This window comes from Thioalbus denitrificans (genome assembly GCF_003337735.1).
Classification (GTDB): Bacteria; Pseudomonadota; Gammaproteobacteria; order DSM-26407; family DSM-26407; genus Thioalbus; species Thioalbus denitrificans.
Window position 1 is genome coordinate 361,750 of sequence record NZ_QPJY01000002.1, and the last position, 13,956, is coordinate 375,705.

The 13,956-nt window shown below is 66.6% G+C and carries 16 protein-coding genes and 1 tRNA gene; 7 read left to right on the forward strand and 10 right to left on the reverse strand.

Features of this window, described 5'->3' with window-relative positions; translation table 11 throughout:
* Positions 1–60: 60 nt before the first annotated feature.
* The 6 genes from DFQ59_RS06100 to dsrA all read right to left on the reverse strand — a co-directional run bounded on the left by DFQ59_RS06100 (position 61) and on the right by dsrA (position 4,016).
* A complete protein-coding gene (locus tag DFQ59_RS06100) occupies positions 61–393 on the reverse strand; it encodes a TusE/DsrC/DsvC family sulfur relay protein (RefSeq protein ID WP_114278795.1) in 333 nt (110 codons plus the stop codon).
* Between the two features lie 66 nt (positions 394–459).
* The gene (tusB, locus tag DFQ59_RS06105) at positions 460–759 is read right to left on the reverse strand and encodes a sulfurtransferase complex subunit TusB (protein ID WP_114278796.1); all 300 of its coding nucleotides are present in this window, start codon (positions 757–759) and stop codon (positions 460–462) included.
* A gap of 15 nt (positions 760–774) precedes the next feature.
* On the reverse strand, positions 775–1,164 hold the full coding sequence (tusC, locus tag DFQ59_RS06110) for a sulfurtransferase complex subunit TusC (protein WP_114278797.1): 390 nt from the start codon (positions 1,162–1,164) through the stop codon (positions 775–777).
* 13 nt (positions 1,165–1,177) lie between these two features.
* Entirely contained in the window at positions 1,178–1,570 is a 393-nt protein-coding gene (tusD, locus tag DFQ59_RS06115) for a sulfurtransferase complex subunit TusD (protein WP_114278798.1), read from the reverse strand.
* A 22-nt stretch (positions 1,571–1,592) separates the two neighbouring features.
* On the reverse strand, positions 1,593–2,663 hold the full coding sequence (gene dsrB / locus DFQ59_RS06120; RefSeq protein WP_114278799.1) for a dissimilatory-type sulfite reductase subunit beta: 1,071 nt from the start codon (positions 2,661–2,663) through the stop codon (positions 1,593–1,595).
* 84 nt (positions 2,664–2,747) lie between these two features.
* A complete protein-coding gene (gene dsrA / locus DFQ59_RS06125) occupies positions 2,748–4,016 on the reverse strand; it encodes a dissimilatory-type sulfite reductase subunit alpha (protein ID WP_114278800.1) in 1,269 nt (422 codons plus the stop codon).
* A 441-nt stretch (positions 4,017–4,457) separates the two neighbouring features.
* On the opposite strand from dsrA, the gene DFQ59_RS06130 reads away from it, so the two are divergent.
* The 5 genes from DFQ59_RS06130 to DFQ59_RS06150 all read left to right on the forward strand — a co-directional run bounded on the left by DFQ59_RS06130 (position 4,458) and on the right by DFQ59_RS06150 (position 7,698).
* Complete coding sequence (locus tag DFQ59_RS06130) at positions 4,458–5,351, forward strand: TauD/TfdA family dioxygenase (RefSeq protein WP_245937202.1); 894 nt, start codon at positions 4,458–4,460, stop codon at positions 5,349–5,351.
* A 154-nt stretch (positions 5,352–5,505) separates the two neighbouring features.
* Positions 5,506–5,685 (forward strand): sulfur relay protein DsrC, encoded by a 180-nt coding sequence (locus DFQ59_RS06135; protein ID WP_114278802.1) that lies wholly within the window; start codon positions 5,506–5,508, stop codon positions 5,683–5,685.
* A 123-nt stretch (positions 5,686–5,808) separates the two neighbouring features.
* Positions 5,809–6,516 carry a hypothetical protein gene (locus DFQ59_RS06140; protein WP_114278803.1) on the forward strand — a complete coding sequence of 236 codons (708 nt, stop codon included), beginning with the start codon at positions 5,809–5,811 and terminating at the stop codon, positions 6,514–6,516.
* Between the two features lie 18 nt (positions 6,517–6,534).
* The gene (gene cas6 / locus DFQ59_RS06145; protein WP_114278804.1) at positions 6,535–7,221 is read left to right on the forward strand and encodes a type I-MYXAN CRISPR-associated protein Cas6/Cmx6; all 687 of its coding nucleotides are present in this window, start codon (positions 6,535–6,537) and stop codon (positions 7,219–7,221) included.
* Positions 7,222–7,359: 138 nt separating this feature from the next.
* Positions 7,360–7,698 carry a TusE/DsrC/DsvC family sulfur relay protein gene (locus tag DFQ59_RS06150; RefSeq protein WP_114278805.1) on the forward strand — a complete coding sequence of 113 codons (339 nt, stop codon included), beginning with the start codon at positions 7,360–7,362 and terminating at the stop codon, positions 7,696–7,698.
* 79 nt (positions 7,699–7,777) lie between these two features.
* On the opposite strand, the gene DFQ59_RS06155 is transcribed toward DFQ59_RS06150, so the two are convergent.
* A complete protein-coding gene (locus tag DFQ59_RS06155; RefSeq protein WP_114278806.1) occupies positions 7,778–8,824 on the reverse strand; it encodes an Sfum_1244 family protein in 1,047 nt (348 codons plus the stop codon).
* A 135-nt stretch (positions 8,825–8,959) separates the two neighbouring features.
* On the opposite strand from DFQ59_RS06155, the gene DFQ59_RS06160 reads away from it, so the two are divergent.
* Complete coding sequence (locus tag DFQ59_RS06160; RefSeq protein ID WP_114278807.1) at positions 8,960–9,505, forward strand: hypothetical protein; 546 nt, start codon at positions 8,960–8,962, stop codon at positions 9,503–9,505.
* Between the two features lie 76 nt (positions 9,506–9,581).
* Here the strand turns inward: DFQ59_RS06160 and DFQ59_RS06165 are convergent, their stop codons facing one another.
* The gene (locus DFQ59_RS06165; protein WP_114278808.1) at positions 9,582–10,253 is read right to left on the reverse strand and encodes a Bax inhibitor-1/YccA family protein; all 672 of its coding nucleotides are present in this window, start codon (positions 10,251–10,253) and stop codon (positions 9,582–9,584) included.
* A gap of 163 nt (positions 10,254–10,416) precedes the next feature.
* Between DFQ59_RS06165 and DFQ59_RS06170 the strand changes: the two genes are divergently transcribed.
* Positions 10,417–10,504 (forward strand) — tRNA-Ser (locus DFQ59_RS06170).
* Between the two features lie 93 nt (positions 10,505–10,597).
* Here the strand turns inward: DFQ59_RS06170 and DFQ59_RS06175 are convergent.
* Positions 10,598–13,441, reverse strand: coding sequence for an AMP-binding protein (locus DFQ59_RS06175; protein WP_211314803.1), 2,844 nt, complete (start codon positions 13,439–13,441; stop codon positions 10,598–10,600).
* A gap of 233 nt (positions 13,442–13,674) precedes the next feature.
* A complete protein-coding gene (locus DFQ59_RS06180; RefSeq protein ID WP_114278809.1) occupies positions 13,675–13,941 on the reverse strand; it encodes an RnfH family protein in 267 nt (88 codons plus the stop codon).
* Between the last annotated feature and the right edge of the window lie 15 nt (positions 13,942–13,956).

Genomic DNA, 13,956 nt, shown 5'->3' on the forward strand with positions numbered 1-13,956 from the left:
GTGCCACCGGGTAAGGGGAGGGGGGCGGTGTTACGCCCCCCTTTCCAGGACTGCTGCTGATCAGATACAGCCGGTCGGCTTGGGCAGGCCGGCGATCTTGCACGCCTGCTTGGCCGGGCCGTAGGGGAACAGCTCGTACAGGTACTTGCTGTTGCCCTTCTCGGGCCCGAGCTTCTTGCCGATGGCCTTGGTCAGCACGCGGACCGCCGGGGCGATCTGGTACTCGTTGTAGTACTCACGCAGGAAGTTCACGACCTCCCAGTGGTTCTCGGTCATCTCCACGCCCTCGCTCTTGGCGAGCTCGCCGGCGATTTCCTCGTCCCAGTCGGCCAGGTTGACCAGGTAGCCTTCCTCGTCGGTCTCAACGCTCTTGCCACCAACTTCAAGTGCCATGGTACTTTCTCCTTTCAGTTCATCCGGCGGCCGGAGCCGGCCGGAAATTAAATTGCCGTTGGAGTTCTACAGCCAGGACTGCACCCGCTCGCTCTCGGCGACCAGGTCCACGAACCCAGCATAATCGACCCGCTTGATCCCATCCATCGCCTTGGCGGCGATACCCCGGGCCGCAAGATCCGGCTCCAGGACGCAGACGGTGTAATCCTGCATGGCCTGACGCAGGGTCTCGGCCTTTGCAGAGCCTTCCAGCGCCGCGTAAACGCCATCCTCGATGAAGAGCAGCGTGCTTCCCTTGGTGGCGGTACGCAGGCAACTCTCCAGGCTGTTACGCTCGAAGGGCGACTTATTGATGATATGCAACATGGTCCGTGCCTCTCCTTAAAAGCTCAGGATGACGTCCTGATCTTCCATCAGGTCGCGGATCTGCTCGGAGGTCATAACCTCGACGGGGACCAGCAGGTCGTCCTCGGTGAGCCCGCGGGCGTCCAGGGACTCCTTCTCCACGAACAGCTTCTCCACGTCGTACATTTCAAGTGCACGGTAGGTGGGGGAGAAGTTCTTCATCTCCACGCCGGCCGTATCCTGACCCTTGGTGATCTGGAACACACCATCATCCATGAACACCAGGCTCACGTCCTGCTCGAACGCGGCGCCGATCAGCACCACCTCGAGGGACTCCAGCGCGTAGACGGTCCCGTACGGCGCCTTGCGGTTGACGTACAGGAACTTCTTGATGGTCCCGCCTTCTTCCATCATCTCTTCAGACATGACTCTCCCCCACTCAGTCGCCGAAGACCACCAGGCGATCCGCCTGGATACCGGCCTCAATCAGCTGTCCCAGACCGGAGATGCGGAAGCCGTCGGCGATGTTCTGCGCGCTCTTGCCGTTCCGCTTCATCTCGCCCTCGTCCACGATGCCGCGGCGCTGGGCCGCAGCGACGCAGACCACGAAGTCGAGATTGTGCTTCGCGGCCAGCTCGGACCAGCGATTGGTGATGTTCCGGTCATCCTGGGGCGGGGTCGTGAGATTGGTCCCGTTGTTCACACCGTCGTGGTAGAAGAACACGCGGAAGATCTCATGACCCTTTTCCAACGCCGCCCGGGTGAAGAGGTAGGCGGTGTCGGATGCCTCGTGGGTGTAAGGCCCTTCGTTTACCTGGATTGCAAACTTCATAGCTGTGCCTGCCATCCCTTGATCAGAAGCGGATATGCGCCGACGCGTTAAGCGAGCTGCGCGAACCCTTCCAGTTGTCGATGTGGAACTTGGTGAAGGGCAGACCGGTCAGTTCGAAGAACCGCGGCCAGCCGATACGGTCGATCCACTCGTTCATGCGCTCCCACTCGCGGGCATCTTCCTTGTAGGCGCGCAGGATCTTCTTGACCACGTCCGCAACCTCGGGCCAGCGGGGCGGATTGTTCGGGATGCCGGCGGCCACCAGCTTGTGGAAGGTGGGCTTGCTGCGGGCATTGGAGTTCTTGCCGCCGACCCAGATGGCGAGCTTGGAATGCTCGGGGTCGTTGATCTGCATGGGCGGGCAGGGCGGATAGCAGGCGCCGCAGCAGATGCACTTCTTCTCGTCCACTTCCAGCGACGGCTTGCCGTTCACCATGGCGGGGCGGATGGCCGCCACCGGGCAACGGGCCACCACGGAGGGGCGTTCGCAGACGTTGGCCACCAGGTCGTGGTTGATCTTCGGCGGCTTGGTGTGCTGGATGTTGATGGCGATGTCACCCTGGCCGCCGCAGTTGATCTGGCAGCAGGAGGTGGTCATGCGCACCCGGTTGGGCATCTGCTCGTTGACGAACTCATCGTGCAGCTCGTCCATCAGCGCCTTCACCGCCCCGGAGGCGTCGGTGCCGGGGATGTCGCAGTGCAGCCAGCCCTGGGTGTGGGAGATCATGGACACCGAGTTGCCGGTGCCGCCGACCGGGAAGCCTTCCTGGTTCAGCTTGTCGATCAGGGGCTGGACCTTGGACTCGTCGCTCACCATGAACTCGATGTTGGAGCGGATGGTGAAGCGGACGAAGCCTTCGGCGAATTCGTCGGCGATATCGCACAGCTTGCGGACGGTGTAGAGATCCATCTGGCGCTGGGTGCCGGCGCGGACGGTCCAGATGGCGTCGCCGCTCTTGGCGACGTGGTGCAGAACCCCGGGACGGGGACGGTCGTGCCAGGACCAGTTGCCGAAATTCTTCCGCATCAGCGGGTGCATGTACGGGAAGGGATCAGGCACGCCGCTCTCAATGGGCATACGCGGTGCTGACATGCTTACCTCCAAAATAGCGCTTATCTAGTTTTGGAAGGGGCGCCCACTCGGGGCGCCCCCTGGCTTCGTCGATTAAGACCCGGGTCAGCCCGCGGCCGCCTCGGCCTTACGCTGGAACCACTTCTCGGCCTCCTCGTCCCAGCTGTCCGTACGGACGTAGGAGCTGGTGCGGGGGTTGGCGACCATGTTGGGATCCACCTCCAGGCCGATGCCCTCGAGGAAGTTCACCAGGCCGATACGCTCGATCATCTCGCCGGTACGCTCGTGCTCCAGGGCGTTCTCGGCGAAGAAATCGATGGTGTTCTCGGCGATCTCCTCCAGACGCGCGTAGTCCTCGTCGGTCTCGAGCTTCATGAAGGGAATGACCACGGTGCCCATCAGGTCACCGATCTTCAGGGTGCGCTTGCCGCCCATCAGGATGGACACGCCCTTGTCGTCGCCCGGGGAGAGGGCCTTGGTCATCACGTTGATGCAGTGCATGCAGCGCACGCAGTTGCGGTTGTCCACCGCCAGGGTGTCGTCGTCGTTGAGCGACAGGGCCTGGGTGGGGCAGCGGGTGATGACGTTGTCGATGACGTACTTGCGGCCCTTCGCGGCGACGAAGGCCTTGACCTCGTCCTGGTCGACCTTCATGTCGTCGCGCCAGGTGCCGATGGTGGCCATGTCGGCGCGCTGGATGGCGTTCATGCAGTCGTTGGGGCAGCCCGAGACCTTGAACTTGAACTTGTAGGGCAGGGCCGGACGGTGCATGTCGTCCAGGAAGCGGTTCACCAGCATGCGGTGAATGCGCTGCTCGTTGGCGCAGGAGTGCTCGCAGCGGGCGGCACCCACGCAGGACATGCCGGTACGCACGGCGGGACCGGCGCCGCCGAGGTCGAAGCCCATCTCGTTGAGCTCGTCGAAGGCGGGCTGGACGTTGTCGGTGGTGGCACCCTGGAACATGATGTCGCCGGACTGGCCGTGGAAGGCGATGAGGCCGGAACCGTACTTCTCCCAGACGTCGGCCATCTTGCGCAGCACGTCGGTGGTGTAGTGCATGCCGGCCGGCGGCATGATGCGCAGGGTGTGATACTCGGCGGCGTTCGGGAACAGCGGCTTGCCGGCTTCGTTCTTGAGCTCGGTGAAGCGGGGAATGATGCCGCCGCCGTAGCCCACGACGCCGACGGTGCCGCCCTTCCAGTAACCCTTCTTGGTCTGGTAGGAGGTTTCCAGCTGACCCAGAAGGTCATTGTTCATCTGGCGCACGCGCTCGTCGGGGTGCTCGTCGCGCATCTTCTTCAGGCCGGTCACAAAGCTCGGCCACGGACCGCTCTCCAGCTGATCAAGATTAGGAGTCGGGTGTTTTTCTGCCATGGTAATGTTCTCCCTAGATCAACGATCGTTGACTCTTTAGGCCAACCAGGTATTCCTGGCCGCAGGGCCTCTGGCTTTACTTACTCACTGTCAGCTCGAGTTAACTGAGTGCCGGTGCATGCAGAAGCTGGTTCGGATTCCCTCATCATCAGCTGCATTCGCATCGAAATCACGACAGCCATCTGAGGACCGGTCCGATGGAGTTTAGTAGTAGCTCCTAATAAACGAACACCGTCCAGAGGGGGTGCCACCCCCCACCCATCTATCCCGAATGGGATATATGCGGGCAGTTTTTTTCTGGTGCATTGCAGCAAGTCTTTACAGGGGCCGAGCAAGCAATTAAGTTGTTCATTACTTACTTATTTACTCGGGTATACTATCCCCTGGTAAAACCGGTCGGGGCCATTTGATACGCCTGCGGCAGGGAAAGATCAACCTTGTATGTCAAGACAACCCATGCCCGACAGTCCCTTCGATCCCGATAATGCGGCCGCATTCGCCCGCTGGCGCACGGCGAAACTCGCCGCCTGGCCGCCGTCGCCGGCGGCGCTCGTGACCGATCTGGCGCGCCCGGACCGGATCGAACCCGCCGAGCATGCCCGGATGCTGGAAGCGTGCCGCCGCGCCAATCTCTGCATCTACCGGGCCCCGCCGGGCACGGCCGGCCGGGACACGCTCCGCACGGTCGCCGGCGCCTTCGGCCTGGTACGCCGGGACGGCCACCTCTGCGCCGACGCCGACGGCATCGCCACCCTCCAGGTGGCGCGGGATGCCCGCCGGCGCGACTACATTCCCTATACCGATCGCCCCATCAACTGGCACACCGACGGCTATTACAACCCCCCGGAGCAACGTATCCGCAGCATGATGCTGCACTGCCAGGAGCCGGCCGCGGAGGGCGGGGAGAACGCCTGTATCGACCCGGAGATCATCTACCTCCGGCTGCGGGACGAGAATCCGGACTACATCCGGGCACTCATGCGGCCGGCCTGCATGACCATCCCGGCCAACAGCGACGCGTCCGGTGTGCTGCGCCCGGCGCAGACCGGGCCGGTATTCTCGGTCGATGGGGTCAGCGGCGCCCTGCACATGCGCTACACCGCGCGCCGACGCAACATCGCCTGGGCCGATGATCCCCTGCTGCGCGAGGCGCTGGCGTTCCTGGAGACCCTGCTGGCAACCGATGCCCCCCACGCCATCCGTTTCCGTCTCGAGGCGGGGCAGGGCATCCTGTGCAACAACGTCCTGCACATGCGCACCGGCTTCAACGACGGGCCGGAGCAGCGGCGAACCCTCTACCGCGCGCGCTTCTACGAGCGCATCGCCGGTACCTGACCCGGGGCGGATTCATCCAGCGCCGTACACCGGCAATTCATATACATATATAAAAGATTCAAATGACCAAAACCGATCCCAACACGTCCATTCCAGCGCACAATATTGTGCCCCGGGCTGATGCGGAACGGGTCGCAAGCGACGAGGTGGCTTCATGCTCTATCTAAGCGAACTGCTGATTCAGCACCATGAACTGGAAAGCTTCGCCCAGCTCGAAGAGCTGGTCAGGAAGCGGGCCCGCGAAGGTGAACGGTTCTTCCGCATGGACGTGCGCCCCACCTTCAAGGACACGCCCGAGAACTGGGAGGACCGCCTGGAGGCGGCGTTCACCTGACGGGAGGATCCCGGTCCGGGCGTTGACCGTCCCGATCCGGTGGTCCGGCGGAGCATCACGGCGCTCCGTTACCGAGAGGCTTTAAAGCATGCCGCATCAGTTGGTTACGCCCCGGAGTTGATGATGAATCACGAAATAGAGAAGCATTTTCCCGGCCTGACGGGCCCGCTCGAAGTGGATACGGAGACCCGCGGGGCGCTGGAGCGCCAGCTGGCCGAGGTGGACGCCGAGCTGCTCGAGCTCCCGGAGGCGGGGGACCCGAGCCTGCGCGCCCACCGGCTGGTGGAGAAGGGCCGGGTGCTCAATCGCCTGGAGCGGGGTGCGGAGGCCTGGGACGTCGCCCGCGAAGCCTTCGACATGTTCGTCGGCCTGGAAAACTGGGAAGGCGCCGTCGAGGCCAGTGACGTACTGTTCGAGTCCGATCAGGAGGCGTCCCTGGAAGCCCTGGGCCAGGGCATCTGGCTGGCGGTCACCTATCCCATCGACCCCGAGATCAGCGCCATCATGCTCCGCCACCTGGTGGAGGAGTCCCCGCCCGGCGGTGATACCGCCGCCGTGGCGGCCGCAACCGCCTACTACCTGGCGTGCACCCGCGGCCAGGGCAAGGCGGGAGAGGGGCTGCGCGATTTCACCGCCGCGCAGATGGCGGAAGTGGCCAAGGCCCACAGCATGGTGGACAGCCAGGCGGAATTCGGGTTCTGGGTCGATCGGCTGGGGCTGAACAACCCCGAACATTTTCTGCCCCACCTGGGGCAGGCCCTGGAGAAGCTGGTCCGGGGCAACTGGTGGTACGACCGCGACGCCCTGCGCGCGCGGCTGCCGGTGCAGTGACACCGGCGGGAGGCTGAGATGTACTGGGAAGAGGACGATGAGCGGGCCGCGGGCCCGGTGCCCGGCGATATCGTGGATCTGAGTTTCCGCATCGACTGCCGCGCCCTCCCGGTGGACCACGCCCACGCCCTCTACACCGAGGTCAGCCGGGTGCTGCCCTGGTTCGGGTCCGAGGCCGGTGCGGCGCTCCACACCATCCACGGCGCGGAATCGGGCAACGGCTGGTACCGGCCCGAAAGCGGTGCCGACGATGTCATCTACCTCTCCCGGCGGACCCGGTTCACCCTGCGGCTGCCCGCTCACCGGGTCGAGGCCGCCCGGGCGCTCACCGGGCAGACGCTCGAGGTCGGCGGCCATGCGCTGCGCATCGAGGAGGCCACGGTGCGGCCCCTGAGCGCCGGCACCACGCTCTTCGCCCGCTACGTGGTGGGGCCGGCCGGTGAGGCGGAGGACGAGTTCCTGCACCGGACCGTGGCGGAACTGCGTGCGCTGGGCGTGCAGGTGAAGAAGGTGATGTGCGGCCGCGGTCACGTCATCCGCACCCCGGCGGGTGAGCTGCATACCCGCAGCCTGATGCTCGCCGACCTGAAACCGGCCGATTCCATCCGCCTGCAGCAGGCCGGAATCGGCCCCGCCCGGAAGCTGGGCTGTGGTGTGTTCATTCCCCACAAGGGTGTGAAGAAAGCGGACGAAACGCTCCTGTAACGGTTCTTTCAACGCAGCAACGACGACAGTCACAAGCCCGACACGGCCCCGGACAGCCCGCCTGTCCCCGGGGGAAAGTTCTGCACCGCCGGCGGCTGTAGCGGGTTTCGGGACTGAGGCAACAACGAGGGAGAAACGATGAACTACGAAGTGAACGGCAACACCATCGAGGCGGACGCCAACGGCTACCTGGTCAACGGCGAGGAGTGGACCGAGGAGGTGGCCGGCGCCATCGCCGCGGCCGAGGGTGTCGAGCTGAACGACAAGGCCTGGGAAATCATCAACTACATGCGCGACGAGTTCTACAACAACAACGGCAACCAGCCGAACGAGCGCAACATGGTCAAGCACTTCAAGGATGTGTGGGGGCCGGAAACCAGCCAGAACAGCCTCTACCAGCTCTTCCCCCGCGGGCCGGCCAAGCAGTCCAGCAAGATCGGCGGCCTGCCGGAAACCCGGCGCAAGGGCGGCTACTGATCCGCAGCCACCCGGCCGGAAAAAAGCGGGGCGCTCCTGGCGCCCCGTTTCTTTTTTTCGGCCGCCGATCCCTCCGGCGTCAGGCCAGCGCCAGGTCCGCCTCCGGCAGCTTCTGCAACTCGACGATCAGCTCCCGGGGCTCGGCCCGGAAGCGTTCCAGCAATGCCAGCGCCCGCTGCTCCCAGTGCCCCCGGGCACGCCGGGCGAGCGCCGCCAGCGCCTCGTCACCGCCGCTCGCGAGCCAGCTTTCGTAGGCCGGCATGAATGCCGGCAGCAGGGCCTGGCGCATGCCGGTCAGGTTCGCCGCATAGTAGTGCCAGAGGCTGCTCTCGCCCTCGGCGAGCAGCCGCGGCAGGGTGGCCAGCGAATCGGCCAGGTGGTCGCGCAGGGCGCGGGCCAGGACCTCGCCGCGGGTCGCCGCCACCGCCATCACCAGTTCCTCCCAGTCGGGCCCCAGCAGTTCGCCCGCGAGGGCCTCGCCCACCTCGTGCTCCTTCACCAGCGCCAGGACCGCGTCGGTCATCCGCTCCAGGGCCGCCTCGGCATCCTCCTCGAAGCCGTAATCCGCCAGGGCACGCTCCAGCGCACCCTCCTTGCGGCGCCAGCGCCAGGATTCGTAGGACTCCCAGATCATCTGCCGGATGGCGGCACGGCGAACGTAGATGGTCCGGCCCTGGGTCATCGCGGGGGGCGCGGAGAGATCGCGGGCGTACTCGTTGTCGGTGACGAGCACCCGGAACCCGCGGATCGTCTCCTCGCTCTGCAGGCAGCCGAGGAAGAACAGCGGCTTGGAGAAACGGCCGTAGACGCCGCTGTAGACCAGGCTTTCAGGCACGAGCAGCTGGTTGATGCTGTGGCTGTCGAAGGGATCCAGGTGGCGATCGTCGATGGCCACCGGGCTGAAGCCCTCGTTCTCGATCTCCTGCCACAGGCGCTCCCGCTCCTGCAGCCACTCGCCGACTTCCTCGTGGGGCAGGCTGACCCCGGGGGCGAATCCCCGTTCCCAGCGGTAGTACTCGCGCATCTTCAACAGGAAGGTGCACATGGAGTAGTTGCCTGCATAGCGCGCATCGGAGACATGGCAGTTCCGCTGTACGGTCTCCACCAGCCGGTCGAAGTTCTGCATGGTCATACTCCGTATAGCCCGTCTATTTCTGAGTATTTTACTCTGATTTTAAAAAACGTTAGCATACGCCCTCCACTAATACTAGCCGGCGGGCGGAGCGGTTCCGCCGGCGTTCCTGGGTAGAGGGAATCGAGCGTGCGCATCAAGAGCAAGTGGCACAAGAGCGACCAGCCCAAGTCGCCGGAAGAGATCGCCAGCGTGCTGGCCTTCAACGGCTGGAAAATCGCCATGAACCGGCTGGAACACCTGGAATCGGAAAACTTCCCCATCACCGAGAACCGGCAGCGCTTCGGCATCGTGATGGAGTTCCTGGCCTACCAGCTGCAGGCCGCCGACCGGACCGCCTACGGCCTGATGGAGGAGGAGGATCGCCAGCGCCTCATCACCCGCATGGCGCTGCGCTTCGCCGAGATCGTCGACGAGAACATCACCGATCTCGCCGGGCCCGGCGACTACAGGCGCCTGTTCATCGATCTCATAAACCAGCGCTCCGCCGACTACGCCGGTCTCACCTACGGCGAAGATGGCCCCGGCTACAGCTTCAACCGCTACCTGGCCGACCGGGTCGCCGAAGCGGTGGGCGAGGAGAGCAACAAGTGGATCCGCGAGCAGGTCGCTGAAATCGAGGCGCCCGAGGCCTTCAAGCTCATGCGCAAGTCCTTCAACGACCAGCTCGGCTGAGTCCCGCCGCCTCCCCGCGGGCACAAAAAACCCCGGCCGCATGGCCGGGGTTTTTCGTTTCCGGTCGCCGCCGGGCTCAGTCGTCGCCGCTGAAGGCGCCGAGCAGGTGCAGCAGGCTCAGGAACAGGTTGTAGATGGCCACGTAGAGGGAGACGGTGGCCATGACATAGTTGGTCTCGCCCCCGTGGATGATGTTGCTGGTCTCGAACAGGATGAGCGCCGACATCAGCAGCACGAACATGGCCGAGACCCCCAGCGCCAGGGCCGGGATGTTGAAGATGGCCGCGCCGATCCCCGCCAGGAACGCCACCAGGATGCCGCTCATCAGGAACCCCGCCATGAAGCTGAAGTCCTTGCGGGTGGTCAGGGCATAGGCGGACAGGCCGATGAAGATGACGCCGGTGCCGCCGAGCGCGGTCATCACCAGCTGGCCGCCGTTGGGCAGGCTCATGTAGGCGCTGATGATGGGGCCGAGGGTCAGGCCCATGAAGCCGGTGAGGGCGAACACGAACACCACGCCCAGGCCGCTGTTGCGGAACTTGGTGGTCAGGAACAGCAGGCCGAAATAGCCCACCAGGGTCAGGATCATGCCCGGATGGGGCAGGTTGAAGACCATGGAGATGCCCGCGGTCAGGGCGCTGAACAGCAGCGTCATGGACAGCAGCATGTAGGTGTTGCGAATCACCTTGTTGGTCGCGAGCACCGAATCCGTTGATCGGACGGCTGCCACTTCGCGATTCGTGTACATGTCGGGTACGTCCTCCTGGGTTAGTGTTTTCCCTATGCGTGAGACTGCCGGCCGGGAATGAAGTTCACTGCATGATACGCGAGGCGGGCGGCCGTTCAACCCCGGTCCGCCCGCGGGCGGGCTTTGCCCGCACGGGCCTTTGGGTTATCCTCCTCCCCCTCACGGAGAGGTGGCTGAGCGGTTGAAAGCGGCGGTCTTGAAAACCGTTGACCCGCAAGGGTCCGGGGGTTCGAATCCCTCCCTCTCCGCCAGCCTCGTCCCGGCCTGCCGCCGGCACCTGACAGACCTGCCCGACGCCTCCCTGGCGCGGCCGGGCAGGCCATTTCCCTATCGCCTCCGGCCAATCACATCCGATTCGGCGCACCACCCGCGCCCAGGTCCGGCTCGCCCGCGTGGTCGAGTATCCAGGCGCGGGCGGCGTTGCGCAGTTGCACCGCCGCCGCCCAGTCCGTTCCCGCCGGATCCAGGGGTTTGCCGATCCGCACGCTGACCGTACCCCGGTGGGGGAAGTGGGAGCGGCCGCGGAGTATCGATCGGGTGCCGCGGATGGCGATGGGCACCACCGCCACACCCGCCTGCGCGGCGGCCAGGAACGCCCCCATGCGGAAGGGCAGCAGTCCCGCCATGCTCCGGAAGGTCCCTTCCGGGAAGGAGAGCAGGGCGCTGCCTGCGCGCACGGAGCGGATCGTGCGCTCCGCGTCCGCCACCCCCTGCCGGCGGTCGAAGCGCTCCACGAACTCCACGCCGATACGCTGCAGGAACAGCCGGGGTATGGGCTTGCGGCGCAGCTCCGCCTTGGCCACGAAGCGGACCGGCCGGGGCAGCGCGGCCACCAGCACCACGCCGTCGAGATAGCTCTGGTGGTTGGCCACCAGGACACGTTGGTCACCCTGGTCCAGGCTCCCGGCACCGTCGACCCGCAGGGGCGTGCCCGTCAGGCGCAGCAGCAGCCGGGCGCCGGCGCGCATCACCGCCCAGCGCCAGCCCATCCGCGGCAGCAGCAGCACCGTCAGCCACACGGGAATCGCCAGGCTCCAGAAGATCACGTGGGCCCAGGCGGCGAAGGCGAAACGGCCGCTCGCCTGCCGGGTCCGGCGCCACCGGGGCGGGAGGCTCGCCAGCGCCAGGCGCGCGAACTGCAGCCAGGCCGCCCGCGGCGGGCGTCCGCTGCGGCCCTGCTCGTAGAGCTCCCGGCTGGCCGCCCGGCGGATCTTGCCGCTGGAGGTCTTCAGCACCGTGCGCGGAGGGACCAGCACGGTCTCGTCGGGAGGAATGCCCAGCAGATCCACTGCCACCCCGTTGATCCGGGCATGCAGCGCCTCCCGCGCCGCCGGTCCGGTTTCCCGGGTCTCGGCCATGACCACCAGGCGCTCGGTGCCGGTGGCCGGATCCGGGCTGCCGAACACCGCCACGCAGCCCTGGCGTACGCCGGGCAGCTCACCCACCGCCGCCTCCAGCTCCTGGGGATGGATGTTGCGCCCGCCGCGGATGATCACGTCCTTCACCCGGCCGGTGACATAGATCTCGCCCTCGGCGAGGTAGGCGAGATCGCCGCTGTCGAGCCACTCGCCGTCGAACAGCCGCCGGGTCGCTTCCGGGTTGCGGAAATAGCCGCTGGTGGCGGAAGGCCCGCGGAACTCCAGCCGTCCCTGCTGCCGCTCGGGCAGCTCCCGCCCGCCTTCGTCCACGACGCGGATCCCGTAGCCGGGCAGGGGCTGGCCGCTGCCGACGAACTCCAGGGCGTGGCCGTCACCCTCCGTCAGCGGCAGGGCATGGCCACTGCGCAGGAAGGGATCCCGCCGGATCCGGTCGATGAGCGGCGCCCGGCCGAGGGGCGGGAACGCCAGCCCCACTGCCGCCTCGGCCAGGCCATAGACCGGGGCCATGGCCTCGGGCCGGAATCCATAGGGCTCGAAGCGCGCGCTGAAGCGCCTCAGCGTCTGCGGGCTGACCGGCTCGGCGCCGTTGAACACCCGGCGCAGGGAACCCAGGTCCAGCCCCTCCAGCCCGCTGCCACGAATCCGGATCAGGCACAGCTCGAAGGCGAAGTTGGGTGCCGCGGAGAGGGTGCCGCGATGGTGATGGATGGCCCACAGCCAGCGACTGGGACGGGCCAGGAAGGCCAGGGGCGACATGAGCACCAGCGGAATGGCGTAGTAGAGGCTGCCCAGCCAGGCGCCGATGAGGCCCATGTCATGGTAGAGGGGCAACCAGCTGACGAACACGTCGGAGGAATCGGCGCGTACCGCCCGGCCCATGATGCGGATGTTGGCCAGCAGGTTGGCATGGCTGAGCACCACCCCCTTCGGCTGGCCGGTGCTGCCGGAGGTGTACTGCAGGAACGCCGTGTCCCGGCCCCGGGCCGGGAGCCCGCCGAAGGCGCCGGCGGCGCCGTGGAGATCCGCCGGGGTGAGGATGCCGCGCAACGCCCCGACGCGGGATTGCAGCAGCCGCGCCAGCGGCTTCGCCTCGGGGACGGTTATCAGCGCGACGGTGCGGGCGTTGTCCAGGATGCGCGCGTGCCGCTGCAGGTGGTCCTCCAGCTGGGAGGGTCGCGTCGGGGGGTAGATGGGAACGGGAATGCCGCCGGCGTAGAGGATGCCGAGGAAGCAGAGCAGGTAGTCGCGGCCGGTGGGCAGCATGATCGCCACCGTTTCCCCCGGCTGCAGGCCCCTGTCCGCGAGCCCCGCCGCCACGGCCAGTGCGCCGTCCCGCAGCGCCCCGTAGGTGATCGGTTCCGGGGTGTCGCCCGCGCCGAGGAGATGGACGTGGATGCGCCCGGGGTGGTGCAGGACATGCCAGTCGAGCACCTCCTGCAGGGTCCGCGCCGCCTCCGGGGCGATGCCGGCCTCCCCGACGGCGGCGGACCGGACTTCACGGGACCCATCCGGCGGCCGGGGAGCCGTGGCGGCGCGGACCGCCCGCAGCAGCGCCCGCGGAGTTTCCGCCGTGGCCAGGATCGATTCCGGCAGGCTGACTCCGAACGCGTCCTCCAGGCGCAGCAGCAGCTCCGCCCGCGACAGGCTGTCGAGTCCCAGCTCCCGCTCCAGGTCGGCGTCGAGGCCGACCTCCGCCGGCGCGCCCCCGGGGTGCAGCTCGGCCAGGAGCCGGCGCACTTCCGCCAGCAGCCGCCCGGCGCCGTCATCGGCGCCGCCCTGGCCCGTCGTACGCTCCCGCTCCGTTGCCACAGTGTCCCCGCCTTGGCGCGGATTCCATTGCCTGGCCGCCGCGGCAAACTTACCCGACCGCGACCCCGGTTGTCCGCGTCCCTGTTGAAGTTATAGACAAATGCGGTACGGCAGGCGCATGGCGGCCCGTCCGGACAGGGGGGCCGGGGGGGCGGTGCGGGGCTTCAGGGAGGGTCCGGGAGCCGGATCATCGGAAGCGGGCGACAGGTGCTCCGGCACCCGCCAGCACCCGCTCAGTCGTCATCGCCGGAGCGCTCGGCCAGCTCGGGATCGGCGGTGATGGGCCGGTAGATCTCCACCCGGACGCCATCCTCCAGGGGGGCGTCCAGGCGGGCGACGCGGCCGAAGATGCCCACCTTCTGCCGGTCGAGATCGATGTCCGGGAACTGCTCCAGCAGGCCGGATCGTTCGATGGCGTCCCGCACGGTACTGCCCTCGGGCAGTTCGACCTTGAGCCAGACCTGGCGTCCGGCGGCGGCGTAGGCGACCCCGATGTTCATGGGTGATGATCTCCT